Annotated in this window: 9 protein-coding genes; 3 read left to right on the top strand and 6 right to left on the bottom strand. The window is 70.8% G+C overall.

Annotated elements, in window-relative coordinates; genetic code table 11:
- Window positions 1-48: 48 nt before the first annotated feature.
- Both ACIOHC_RS22310 and ACIOHC_RS22305 read right to left on the bottom strand, forming a co-directional pair.
- A complete protein-coding gene (locus tag ACIOHC_RS22310) occupies window positions 49-1,290 on the bottom strand; it encodes an Ig-like domain-containing protein (protein ID WP_351074661.1) in 1,242 nt (413 codons plus the stop codon).
- 257 nt (window positions 1,291-1,547) lie between these two features.
- Window positions 1,548-2,771, bottom strand: a complete 1,224-nt coding sequence (locus tag ACIOHC_RS22305) for an Ig-like domain-containing protein (RefSeq protein ID WP_365690999.1) — start codon at window positions 2,769-2,771, stop codon at window positions 1,548-1,550.
- Window positions 2,772-2,924: 153 nt separating this feature from the next.
- Here ACIOHC_RS22305 and glgX point away from each other — a divergent pair, with 153 nt between their 5' ends.
- Window positions 2,925-5,159, top strand: a complete 2,235-nt coding sequence (gene glgX, locus ACIOHC_RS22300; RefSeq protein WP_351074664.1) for a glycogen debranching protein GlgX — start codon at window positions 2,925-2,927, stop codon at window positions 5,157-5,159.
- Window positions 5,160-5,176: 17 nt separating this feature from the next.
- Here the strand turns inward: glgX and ACIOHC_RS22295 are convergent, their stop codons facing one another.
- Genes ACIOHC_RS22295 through ACIOHC_RS22280 form a run of 4 tightly spaced genes read right to left on the bottom strand, consistent with a single transcriptional unit; the run spans window position 5,177 to window position 8,841 of the window.
- A complete protein-coding gene (locus tag ACIOHC_RS22295) occupies window positions 5,177-5,827 on the bottom strand; it encodes a response regulator transcription factor (protein WP_351074666.1) in 651 nt (216 codons plus the stop codon).
- A 19-nt stretch (window positions 5,828-5,846) separates the two neighbouring features.
- Entirely contained in the window at window positions 5,847-7,154 is a 1,308-nt protein-coding gene (locus ACIOHC_RS22290) for a sensor histidine kinase (RefSeq protein ID WP_401843652.1), read from the bottom strand.
- 6 nt (window positions 7,155-7,160) lie between these two features.
- Entirely contained in the window at window positions 7,161-7,937 is a 777-nt protein-coding gene (locus ACIOHC_RS22285; protein WP_365691001.1) for an ABC transporter permease, read from the bottom strand.
- Between the two features lies 1 nt (window position 7,938).
- Complete coding sequence (locus ACIOHC_RS22280) at window positions 7,939-8,841, bottom strand: ABC transporter ATP-binding protein (RefSeq protein WP_351074672.1); 903 nt, start codon at window positions 8,839-8,841, stop codon at window positions 7,939-7,941.
- 187 nt (window positions 8,842-9,028) lie between these two features.
- Here ACIOHC_RS22280 and ACIOHC_RS22275 point away from each other — a divergent pair, with 187 nt between their 5' ends.
- Together ACIOHC_RS22275 and ACIOHC_RS22270 are read left to right on the top strand one after the other, a co-directional pair.
- Window positions 9,029-10,900: an ABC transporter ATP-binding protein gene (locus ACIOHC_RS22275; RefSeq protein ID WP_351074673.1), complete on the top strand. Its 1,872-nt coding sequence runs from the start codon at window positions 9,029-9,031 to the stop codon at window positions 10,898-10,900.
- Window positions 10,897-12,771, top strand: a complete 1,875-nt coding sequence (locus tag ACIOHC_RS22270) for an ABC transporter ATP-binding protein (protein WP_401843647.1) — start codon at window positions 10,897-10,899, stop codon at window positions 12,769-12,771. Before ACIOHC_RS22275 ends, ACIOHC_RS22270 begins: the two co-directional genes overlap by 4 nt.
- Window positions 12,772-12,901 lie beyond the last annotated feature (130 nt).

The raw sequence follows: 12,901 nt of genomic DNA, 5'->3' as shown, positions 1-12,901 counted from the left end.
GTGCTGTCGGTCACAGCTTGGGCCCGCTCGTGTTCCGTACGACGAGAGCTACTTGGTCCACTCCGCCCAGGACATGTTCCAGCCGTTGAGGCCGTTGTCCGGCTGGATCGTCCGGTCCTTGGAGTTCTTCACGACCACGACGTCGCCGATGAGCGAGTTGTCGAAGAACCAGGCCGCCGGGGTCTTCTTGCTCCACGCGCCGCGCACGTCCTGCAGACCGACACAGCCGTGGCTGGTGTTGGCCGAGCCGAAGACACCGGAGCCGCCCCAGTAGTTGCCGTGGATGAAGGTCCCCGAGGTGGACAGGCGCATCGCGTGCGGCACGTCCTTGATGTCGTACTCGCCGCCGAAGCCCACCGTGTCCCCGTTCATCCGGGTCACCTTGAGCTTCTCGCTGATGACCATCTGACCGTTGTACGTGGTGGTCGCGGGGGCGCCCGCCGAGATCGGGATGTCCTTGATCTGCTTGCCGTCGCGGACGACCTTCATCCGGTGCGTGCTCGCGTCGACGCTGCTGACCTGGCTGCGGCCGATGGTGAAGGAGATCGTCTTGGCCTGCTTGCCGTAGACACCGGGGCGTCCCTCGACGCCGTCGAGGTTGAGCTTCACGGTCACCTTGGTACCGGCGGCCCAGTACGCCTCGGGGCGGAAGTCGAGCCGGTCGTTGCCGAACCAGTGGCCCTCGATCGGTACGGACGGCTCGGCCGTCACCTTGATGGCCTTCTCGACCGCGGCCGGGTCGGTGATGCCCCGGGTGAAGTGGATGGAGACGGGCATGCCCACACCGACCGTGGAGCCGTCCTCCGGGGTGTACTGCCCGATGAAGGTGTTCTGCGGGACCAGCGTCGTGAAGCTGGTGTCCTTCGCCGACTCACGGCCCTTCGCGTCCTTGGCGACCGCGTGGACGCTGTACTTGGTCGCGGCGGCCAGATGCTGGTCCGGCGTCCAGCTCGCACCGTCCGCCGCGATCTTCCCCTCGACCTCGGCGCCCTTGGGGTCGGCGACCTTGACCGTGGTCAGCTTCCCCTGCGCGGCCGAGATCTTCAGTGCCCCGCTGGTGGCGACGGAGTCCGCCCCGTCCTTCGGCGCGACGGTCACCACGGCCTGCGAGGCCGTGGTGTCCTCGGTCTTTCCGCCCTTGCCCGCGTCACCGGCGTCTCCCCCGCCGCACGCGGTCACCAGGAACAGCACCGCGCCAAGTACCAGAGCCAGCGTCCCGGTGGCTCGCCGCTCGCGCCGCCCCCCGCTGTGCGCCCCGGCCGATGTCCCCGATATCGGCTGCCCGTTCAATGTGCTCGTCTCCCCTCACACGGCCCGGCCCCGCCAAGGCCCTGGGAACCCACAGGTTCCCGCCCCCGCGCGCTGCACATGCGCGCTCAGCGAAAGATAATCACACCGAACCGGCGGAGTTGACCCTGCGGATGTCACCGTTCAGTCCCAAGTTGTCCAGGACTTCACCAGGTGAGACGGAGGACGGCGTACCGCGGGGACCGGCCGGGGGCCCGTCCTCGTCCGCCGGACGGGCCCCCGGCCGCTCTGACGGCGCCTCAGCGCAGGGCGGAGCCGGCCTTCCACCGGGCCCAGCTCAGGTTCCAGCCTCCGAGCCCGTTGTCCGGTGCGACCTGCTTGTCCCTGGAGTTGACGACCTCGACCACGTCGCCGACGAGGGTCCGGTCGAAGAACCAGCCGGCCGGGGTGTCGTCGCCGCCGCCCTGCACGTCGCGCAGCCCGACGCAGCCGTGGCTGACGTTGGTCGAGCCGAAGACGCCCTCGTCCGACCAGTAGTTGCCGTGCAGGAAGGTGCCGGAGTCGGTGAGCCGGAGGGCGTGCGGGACGTCCTTGATGTCGTACTCGCCGCCGAAGCCGACGGTCCGGCCGTCCATCCGGGTCACGTCGTACATCTCGCTGACCACCATCTTGCCGTTGTACGTCTCCATGCCCGGGTAGCCCGCCGTGATCGGGACCGTCGACAGGAGCCGGCCGTCGCGGCGCACCTCCATGGTGTGGGCGGCCGCGTCCACCCGGGAGATCTGGGAACGGCCCACCTCGAAGGAGACCGTCTTGTCCTGGGAGCCGTAGACGTGCGGCGCGCCCTCCACGTCGCGCAGCCCCACCTTGACGGTGACCTCGGTGCCCGGCACCCAGTAGGCGGCGGGACGGAAGTCGAGGCGGCTGTCGCCGAACCAGTGCCCCACCACCTCGACCGCCGGATCCGCGCTCACCCGGATGGCGCGCTGCACGGCCGCACGATTCCTGACCGGGCGGTTGAAGTTGAACGAGACGATCATTCCGGTGCCGACCGTGGACCGGTTCTCCGGTGTGAAGTAGCCGATGAAGCGGTGCTCGGGGACGACCGTGGTGAAGGTGGTGTGGCGGGCCGAGCGGTGTCCGGCGCCGTCCAGGGCGACCGCGTCGACCCGGTACTTGGCGGCGAGCCCGAGCCGGGCCGGCTTCTCCCGGGGTGTCCAGGAGCGGCCGTCGCGCGCGATCCGGCCCGGTACCTCCTGGCTCTGCGCGTCCTCGATCCGCGTCACCCTGACGCTCTCCAGCCGCCCGTCGGGGACCTCCACCTCCATCCGGTCGTCGGGGCCGACGTTGCTGGCCCCGTCCTCCGGGACGATCCGGATCGCGTCCTGCGGGGAGCGCGCCTTCCCTTCGAAGACGGTTCCGGTGCCGGTGCAGCCGGTCAGCAGAGCCAGCACGACGAGCAGTCCTGCCCAAGTCGGCGCGGTGGCCGCGTTCGCCACCGCCCTCTTCGCTACGTGGTTCACGTCCCCCCAACGACGGGGGCCGGTCGGGGGAAACGTGAGCGCGGGCGCACGGGTGGGCAGAACAAGGGGGAGGACCACACTCGGGGAGCCGCGGCCGGGACGCCGTGCGCTCCTCTTCGGTGCGGATCCCCACGAGCCGCGGGAGGCGAGCAGGTGTCGAGCGCAGCCGAGCAGGAAGCAGCGCAGGAGACGGAGACGGCGCCCGTGCGGGAGCGCGCGCGACAGGCCGTGACGGGGCGTCCGCCCACCGTGTGGCCCGGCGCGCCGACACCGCTCGGAGCCCGCTTCCGGGTCGGCCCCGACGGCGTGGCGGGCACCAATTTCGCGCTCTGGGCGGGCGGCGCGGAGGCCGTCGAGCTCTGCCTCTTCGACGAGGAGGGAAACGAGACGCGCCTTGCGCTGACCGAGCTGACCCATGAGATCCGGCACGGATTCGTGCCGGGCGTACGGCCGGGCCGACGGTACGGCTACCGGGTGCACGGCCGCTGGGACCCCTGGACCGGTGCCCGGTGGAACGCGGCGAAACTGCTCCTCGATCCGTACGCCCGCGCCGTGGACGGCTCGTTCACCCTCCCGGCCGAGGTGTACGGCCATGTGAGGGACTGGCCGCACCAGCAGGTCGCGGACACCGTGCGCGACGAACGGGACTCCGCCCCGTACGTGCCGAAGGGTGTCGTCGTCCACGACGACGACGACTGGGCCGAGGACCGCCGCCCCAAGACCCCGTGGGCGGACTCCGTCATCTACGAGCTCCATGTGCGCGGCTTCACCAGGCTGCACCCCGGGATCCCGGAGGAACTGCGGGGCACCTACGCCGGTCTCGCCCATCCGGCGGCGCTCGACCATCTGCTCCGGCTCGGTGTGACGGCGGTGGAACTGCTGCCGGTACATCAGTTCGCCCACGAGGACCATCTGCTCAGGCGCGGCCTGCACAACTACTGGGGCTACAACTCCATCGGCTACTTCGCCCCGCACGCCGACTACTCGGCCAGCGGGACCGCCGGCCAGCAGGTCGGTGAGTTCAAGCGGATGGTGCGAGCCCTGCACGACGCCGGGATCGAGGTGATCCTCGACGTGGTCTACAACCACACCGCGGAGGCGAGCGAACTGGGCCCGATGCTGTCACTGCGCGGCATCGACAACCGTGGCTACTACCGCCTCCAGCCCGACGCCCGCAGGTACGCGGACTACACCGGCTGCGGCAACACCCTGCACGTGGTCCAGCCGCACGTCCTGCGGCTGATCACCGACTCGCTGCGCTACTGGGTCACGGAGATGGGCGTCGACGGATTCCGCTTCGATCTGGCGGCGGCGCTGGCCCGTTCGATGCACGACGTGGACATGCTCTCCCCGTTCCTCGCGGTGATCGCCCAGGACCCGGTGCTGCGCCGGGTGAAGCTGATCGCCGAGCCGTGGGACGTCGGCAACGGCGGCTACCAGGTGGGCGCCTTCCCCCCGCTGTGGACCGAGTGGAACGACCACTACCGCGACGCCGTACGGGACTTCTGGCGCGGCGCCCTGCCCGACGTACGGGATCTCGGCTACCGGCTGACCGGATCCAGCGATCTGTACGCCTGGGGCGGCCGGCGCCCGTACGCCTCGGTCAACTTCATCACCGCGCACGACGGCTTCACCCTGCGCGATCTGGTCAGCTACGAGCAGAAGCACAACGAGGCCAACGGCGAGGGCAACCGGGACGGCACCTCGGACAACCGGTCCTGGAACTGCGGGGCCGAGGGCGAGAGCGACGACCAAGGCGTCAACGCGCTGCGCCGCCGCCAGCTGCGCAATCTGCTCACCACTCTGCTGCTGTCCACCGGGGTGCCGATGCTGGTCGCGGGCGACGAGATGGGTCGCACACAGGGCGGCAACAACAACGCCTACTGCCAGGACAACGAGGTCGGCTGGGTGGACTGGTCGCTGCTCGACCAGCCCGAGTGGCGGGCGCTGACCGAGCTGACCTCACGGGTGCTCACCCTGCGCCACGGCCACCCGGTACTGCGCCGCCGCGCCTTCTTCTCCGGGCGGGCGCAGGCGGCGGACGGACTGCGGGACCTGGCGTGGTTCACCCGGCAGGGCGCGGAGATGACGGAGGAGGACTGGTACGCCCCGGCGGCCACGCTCGGGCTCTATCTCTCCGGGCGCGACATCCCCGGCCGGGACGCGCGCGGCGAACCGGTCACGGACGACAGCTTTCTGGCGATCCTGCACGCGGACCACCGGCCGAGCGGCTTCGTGCTCCCCGGGCCGCCCTGGGCGCAGAGCTACGAACTCGTCCTGGACACCTCGCGGGAGGACCAGGAGGCGGCCCCCGGCACCGTCCATCCCGGTGGCGGGACGCTGACCGTACCGGAGAGATCGGTGCTGCTGCTGCGGGTCGGGGAGTGAACGGCGGGGCGCGGGCGTCAGCCGAGGATGCCGCGGTCGTAGCCGATCGCGACGGCGGCGGCCCGGTCCTTGGCGCCCAGCTTGGCGAAGATGTGGGTGAGGTGTGTCTTCACCGTGGCCTCGCTGATGAACAGCTCGGCGGCTATCGCACGGTTCGAGGTGCCTTTCGCGACGAGTGCCAGCACCTCGCGCTCACGGGCCGACAGCGCGTCGTTGTCCGGGGCCGCCGGCCTGCGCACCCGTGAGACGAGGCGGGAGGCGACGGCGGGCGAGAGGACGGTGCGGCCATCGGCGGCGGCTCGGACGGCGTTGAACAACTCGTCGCGCGGGGCGTCCTTGAGCAGATAGCCGGTGGCACCGGCCTCGATCGCGGGCAGGGTGTCGGAGTCGGTGTCGTACGTGGTGAGGACGAGCACCTTGGACCGGTCACCGCGCCGGGCCAGTTCGGCGATGGCGGCTACTCCGCCGCCGCCCGGCATCCGCAGGTCCATCAGGACGACATCGGGGTCGAGCCGGGCCACGAGGTCGACACCCTCCACCCCGTTCGACGCCTCCCCGAGGACCCGGAACCCCGGGGCCGAATCGAACATGCCGCGCAGACCGTCCCGTACGACGGGGTGGTCGTCGACGACGACGAGCGTGATGACGCGTGCGGGTTCCTCAGCCATGGCAGGCCAACCGTACTGGTCATCGACTGTCCTGAACCAGTGGCACCCGGGCGCAGACCGCCGTGCCGCGGCCCGGCTCCGTCTCCACCTCGACGATGCCCGCGACGCGTTCGGCGCGGGCCCGCATGCCGCCGAGCCCGAAACCCCCCGCGCCGCTGTACGGCTGCAGGGCGGCCGGGTCGAAGCCGCGGCCGTCGTCCCGTACATCCAGGGTGAGTTCGTCGCCCATGAAGGAGAGGGTGACGCCGACCCGCGAGGCCCGTGCGTGGCGGCCGGTGTTGGCGAGGGCCTCCTCGGCGATGCGGAGCAGGGTGGCGGCTATCTCGTCGTGGACCGGCTCGACGGTCCCGGTGACGGTGAACTCGGCCCGGATCCCTTGGCGTTCCCCCCAGCCGGTGACCGTCTTCTTCAGCGCGCCCGGAAGGTCGTCGTGCTCCAGGGCGGCGGGGACCAGATCGTGGACCGAGCGGCGTGCCTCTCCCAGGCTGTGCCGGGCGAGGGCGGCCGCACGGTCGAGGTGCTGCCGGGCCAGTGCCGGGTCGGTGTCGGCGACCGAGGTCACCACCTGGAGCTGGGCGATGATGCCGGTCAGGCCCTGTGCGAGCGTGTCGTGGATCTCGGCGGCGAGCCGTCGCCGCTCGTCGGCGACGCCCGCTTCGCGGGCCTGGACGAGAAGTTGGGCGTGCAGGCCCGCGTTCTCCGCCATGGCCTGTTCGAGGCGGGCGTTGGCGGACTCCAGTTCGGCGATGGTGTCGACCCGGGCGCGGGTCTGCTCGGCCTCCCGGTCACCGATCTGGGCGAAGACCATGGTGAGGGTGGCGTGCAGGGCGAAGAGGACGCCGAAGGCGATCCAGTTCATGAGGTCGGCCGGCGGGAGGCCGCTGCCGGACTGCGCGCCCGCCATGATGACGGCGGTGACCAGCAGCCCGGCGCGCATGGCCCGTTGCGGAAGCAGCCGGCCGACGTCGAAGTAGCCGAGCACCGCGAACATGGAGAAGAACGGGTTGCACGAGGTCAGTGCGGCGGCGAGCAACGTCCGGGCGACGAAGTAGAACTGCGCCGCCCGCGACTGCGCGGGAACACTCGGACGGACCCGCCCCCACCAGAGTTGGAGGACGAGCGCCACCGGGACCAGCGCCGCGACGGCGTACACGTCCGAGCGGGACATGATGAGACCGGCGGACACGGCAGAGACCGCGGTGCCCAGGCCGAGCAGGCCGTACGGCCCGTACCGGAAGAACCGTTCCCACCACTGCGCGGCCGTCGTCGCTCCGGTCGCGCCCTCCTGTGCCGTGTCCCCCGCGTCCATGGGGGGATTCTCCCCCATGGACGTTCACTCCCACCGGAACAGCCGGGTCGCCAGCCCGGTCACCACGGCCGCCCACAGCGCCATGACGCCGAGCTGCACCCAGCCGGGCCAGCCGCCGGACGCCGCCCGGTCCAGTGCCTGGGAGGCCGCGCCGAACGGGGTGACCTCGACGATGCGCCGGAGCGTGTCGGGCATGGTCTGCACCGGGATCCAGACCCCGGCGGTGAACATCATCACGAAGTTGGCGACCGTTCCGATGGCGGAGGATGCCTTGGTGGTGCGGGAGAGCGCGCACAGCAGCGCGCCGAGGCTGAGGACGCTCGCGGTCGCCAGGAGCAGCGCCAGGACGTAGCCGAAGGGCTGTCCGGGCAGCCTCACGCCGAAGACGGCGCGGCCGACGGTCATCACCAGCGCGGCGGAGCCGAGAGCCGCGGCGCCGTGCAGGGCGATCTGCGCGGTGAGCAGGGCGGACGGCGGCACCGGAGTGGTCGACATCCGGCGCAGGATCCCGCGCTCGCGGTAGCCGGTGAGGACGGGCGGCATGGCCCCGATCCCGGCCATGATCACGGCGAGCAGCACCGACACCGGTACGTACAGATCGATGACGCGGCGGCCGCCGAGCGCCTCGTCGGGATCCCGGAAGGACGGGATCAGGCCGAGGATCGTCAGCAGCGCGGTCGGGAAGACGAGGATCCAGAACAGACTGCCGGGTTCGCGGAGGAAGAGCCGCGTCTCGGTCCTGAGCACCGCCGCCCATGGGGTCGGCGTGTCCGTCGCCGTGGCCGGGTTCGCCGTGGTCATCTCAGGCCGCCTGTTCTGTGAGGTCGAGGAAGGCGTCGTCGAGCGTTGCCTCGGTGACGCGGAGCTGGTGTGCGGTGATGCGGTGGCGGGCCAGCAGCGAGATCACCGCGTTGACCGTCTCGTCCGTGCCGTTGATGACGATCCGGCCGTCGTTCTGCTCGACGGAGACCGCGCCGGGCAGCAGGCCCAGCTCGGTGTCGTCGAGCGGCTGTGAAGGCGTGAAGGAGATGACCGTGGCGCTGCCGGCCCTGCTGATCAGGCCGGACGGGGTGTCCAGGGCGACGACCTTGCCCTTGTCGATCACGGCGAGACGGTCGCAGAGCCGGCTGGCCTCTTCCATGAAGTGGGTGACCAGAAGGACCGTCACGCCGCTGTCGCGTACGTCTTCGATCAGCTTCCAGGTGTCCCGGCGGGCCCGCGGGTCCAGACCCGTGGTCAGCTCGTCGAGGACCACGACCTTCGGGTTGCCGACCAGGGCGAGCGCGATGGACAGCCGCTGCTTCTGGCCGCCGGACAGTTTGGCGAACCTGGTTCCGTACTTGGTGTGCAGACCGAGCCGTTCGGCCAGCGCGCGCCAGTCGGCGGGCTCCGGGTAGAAGGCGCTGTACAGCTCCAGGACCTCGGCCACGGTCAGCTTGGGCTGGAGTTCGCTCTCCTGGAGTTGTGCGCCGAGCAGCCGGGTGACCCGGTCGTGGTCGGCGACGGGGTCGAGACCGGCGACGCGGACCGTTCCGGCGTCGGGAACCCGCAGCCCCTCGACGCACTCGACGGTGGTGGTCTTGCCCGCGCCGTTGGGTCCGAGGATCCCGAAGATCTCCCCCTCGTCGACGGCGAAACTCACTCCGTCCACGGCGGGGCGCCCGGCGTAGGCCTTGCGCACCCCGTCCACTTCGATGATTGCCATGCCCAAGAGCATCGTGTCGCGGGCACCGGCGCACCATCGTCCATCGCGCTCGAACGGACATCGGCCGATCGGTTGATACGGGGTACGACCTGCGGGTCCCACGGGATCCGGTCCGGGGCTCCGGCACCACCGGACGGCCGAAAAACCACATGAGCGATGTCAGTGGTGAACCGTAGGCTCACCTGCGATGCCCGAAAAAGATGCAGAGCCCAAGGAACGGTCCACCGTACGCTCACTGTTGCGGCTGTGGCCCTATGTGAAGCCGGTGCGGAACCGCATGTTCGGCGCCGCGCTGGTCGCGATAGTCGCCTCGTGCATCGGCCTGGTGATCCCTCTCGTACTGAAGTGGATCGTCGACGGCCCGGTGGCCGACCGTGATCCGGGGGGTGTCTGGCTGGGCGCGCTGTACCTCTTGCTGCTGGGCATCGCCGAGGCCCTGCTCTTCGGGATACGGCGGTGGCTGGTGGCCCGGCCGCTGGCGGGGGTCGAAGCGGCGATGCGGGCCGACCTGTACCGGCATCTGCAGCGGCTGCCGGTGGCGTTCCACGACCGCTGGCCGTCGGGGCAGTTGCTGTCACGCGGGACCACGGACCTGATGCTGCTGCGCATGTTCCTGGCCTTTCCGCTGACGTTCCTGCTGGTCAACGGCACGACGATCCTGGTCGGTTTCATCATTCTGCTGATGCAGCAGTGGACGCTGGGGCTGGTGCTGCTCGCCCCGGTGGTGCCGATGGTGATCATCTGCGCGATCTTCGAGACGAAGTACTCGCTCGTGGCGCGCAAGGCGCAGGACCAGGTCGGCGATCTGACGACGGTCGTCGAGGAGAGCGTGCTCGGCATCCGCATCATCAAGGGCTTCGGACGGCACCGCAGCCAGGCCCTCGCGTTCCGGGCCCTCTCGCAGCGGCTGCGGAGCACGGAGCTGGACAAGGCGCGTCTCCTCGCGGGCATCTGGGCCGCCATCACCACGATCCCGGAGCTGGCCATCGGGGCGGCGCTGGTCCTCGGCACGGTCCAGGTCGCGGACGGCGGGCTCTCGGCGGGCACCCTGGTCGCCTTCCTCTCCACGGCACTCGCGCTGCGGTGGCCGATCGAGTCGATCGGCTTCCTGCTGGCGATGAGCCAGGAGTCGGCGACGGCGACCGAGCGGTTCTTCGAGGTGATGGACGTGGCCGAGGAGGACGACGCGGCCACCGCCGACGGCCCGGCTCCGAAGGACACGCCGGGCCACGGCGAGATGGTCTTCGAGGGCGTGGAGTTCCGCTACCCCGACGCGCAGGCCGGTTCCGAACCCGTCCTGTCCAGGATCGATCTGCGCATCCGCCCCGGCGAGACCATGGCCCTGGTCGGGGCCACGGGTTCCGGGAAGACGACGCTCACCGCCCTCGTGCCCCGGCTGCACGAGGCCACCGCGGGACGGATCACGCTGGACGGCAGGGACATCACCACCATGCCCCGTCAGGAGTTGCGCGAGCTGGTGTCCGTGGCGTTCGAGGAGCCGACGCTCTTCTCGGCGACCGTCGGGGAGAACGTGCTGATGGGCGCCGAGGGCGCCGGGGAGGAAGAATTGCGGCGCGCGCTCTCGGTCGCGCAGGCCGACTTCGTCCACGACCTGCCCGAGGGCATCGGCACCCAGGTCGGCGAGCAGGGGCTCAGTCTCTCCGGCGGTCAGCGCCAGCGGCTCGCGCTGGCCCGCGCCGTGGTCGGCCGGCCGCGCTTCCTGGTGCTCGACGATCCGCTCTCCGCCCTGGACGTGCACACGGAGGCTCTGGTGGAGGCCGCCCTGCGGCAGGTGCTGGAGGAGACGACGGCGATCGTCGTCGCGCACCGTCCGTCCACCGTGATGCTGGCGGACCGGGTGGCGCTGCTGTCGGAGGGCCGGATCACCGCTGTCGGCACCCATCAGGAACTGCTGCGCGACAGTGCGGAGTACGCCTGGCTGATGGCGGGCGCCAAAAGCGCGCAGGAGGGTGCCCTCACCGAGGACGCCTTGCCCGACCCGTCCGCCGAGGACCGCCTCGTGCCGGACGTCCCCGCCGAGAAGGGCCGCACCCGATGACCAGTACGACGACGACCGGGCCCGCCGACCGGCGCGATGCGCGCAAGACGCCCGAGGGCCCGTCCCCCGCCGGCGGTGCCGGGGACCGGTTCGACCGGGACGATCTGCCCACGCCCCGTGGTGCGACCCGCGCACTGCTGATGTCCTTGCTCCTGCCGCACCGGGGCCGGGTGATGGTGTCCGCCCTGTTGCTGCTGGTCCAGCAGGCGGCGGTACAGGCGGGCCCGCTGCTCGTCGCGTACGCCATCGACAGCGGTGTGCCCGCCTTCCGGGACAAGGACTACGGGCCGCTGATCGCGGTGGCCGTGGGATACGCACTGTGCTCGGTGGCCGCGGGCGGCATGCAGTACGCGTTCATCCAGGCATCCGCCCGGATCAACCAGGACGTGCTGCTCGATCTGCGCGGGCGGATCTTCCGCCACGCACAGGCGCTGAGCGTGGACTTCCATGAGCGCTACACCTCGGGCCGGCTGATCTCCCGCTCCACCACGGATGTGGAGTCGCTGCGGGAACTGCTCAGCGAAGGTCTGCAGGAACTGATCGGCGTCATCCTGTCGTTCGTCTCCATCTCGCTGATGCTGCTCTGGCTGGACTTCGGTCTGGGCGCGGTCGCGGTGCTCTCCTTCGTTCCCCTGTATCTGCTGGTACGGCTCTACCAGCGGCGGGCCGGAGTGCTCTACGCGGCGCGGTCGACGGCGATCGCCGCGGTCATCGTGAAGTTCGCCGAGTCGATGAACGGCATCCGTCCCGTCCAGGCCTTCCGCCGCGAGCGGATCAACGACCGGCACTTCGAGGACCTCAACAGCACACACGCGTGGACGAACGGCGGCGCGCTGCTGGAGATGGCGCGCTATGTCGTCGGCTCCCGGCTGGTCGCGAACACGGCGGTCGCCGGGATCGTGCTCTGGGGTGCGTACCGCGTGGCGTCGGGCACCCTGGCGCTCGGTGTGCTGGCCGCGGCCGTGCTCTATCTGCGCCGGCTGTACGACCCGATCGACCGGCTCGGCATGTTCCTCAACTCCTACCAGTCGGCGGCGGCCTCGCTGGAGAAGATCGCGGGTCTGCTGGCGCAGGCCCCTTCCGTCCCCGAGCCGTCGAAGCCGCGGGAGCTGCCCGCGCTCACGGGTGAGCACCCGGGCCGCGAGGTCGTCTTCGACTCGGTGCGTTTCGCCTACCGCACGGGCGGCGAGGTGCTGCCGCGCTTCGACCTGACGGTGCCGGCCGGCCAGACCGTGGCCGTGGTCGGTTCGACGGGCGCGGGCAAGTCGACGCTCGCCAAGCTGCTGGCCCGCTTCTACGACCCGACCGACGGCCGGGTGCTGCTGGACGGCACCGACCTGCGGGACCTGGCCGTGCCCGAGTTGCGCCGGGGTGTGGTCCTGGTGACCCAGGAGGCGTTCCTGTTCTCCGGGACGGTCGCCGAGAACATCGCGCTCGGCAGCCCGGACGCGACCCGCGAGGAGATCGAGCAGGCCGCCAAGGCGATCGGCGCGCACGACTTCATCGCCGGTCTGCCCGAGGGATACGACACGGACGTGCGCAAGCGGGGCGGCCGGATCTCGGCCGGTCAGCGCCAACTGGTCGCGTTCGCCAGGGCCCTGTTGGCGAACCCGTCGGTGCTGATCCTCGACGAGGCGACGAGTTCCCTGGACATTCCCGGCGAACGCGCGGTGCAGCGGGCCATGGACACGGTGCTGCACGGCCGGACCGCGGTGGTGATCGCCCACCGCCTGTCGACGGTGGAGATCGCGGACCGGGTCCTGGTGATGGAGCACGGGCGCATCGTGGAGGACGGCGCCCCGGCCGAACTCATCGGCGGAACGGGCAGGTTCGCGGGCCTGCACCGCGCGTGGCGGGAGAGCCTGGTGTGACGGGAGGGCTTCAAGGATCCGCGACTCCGTGAGCAATTCCGCGTGACCATGAGCACCGTCCGAGCAAACCACCACTACGGAGCGGAGATCGAGGGCCTGCCGCAACGGCGACGGACTCAACGACTACCGC

Source organism: Streptomyces sp. NPDC088252 (genome assembly GCF_044740965.1).
In the GTDB taxonomy this organism is placed as follows: Bacteria; Actinomycetota; Actinomycetes; order Streptomycetales; family Streptomycetaceae; genus Streptomyces.
Note: the sequence above shows the minus strand (reverse complement) of the source record. Positions and strands in the feature narration are given on the sequence as shown.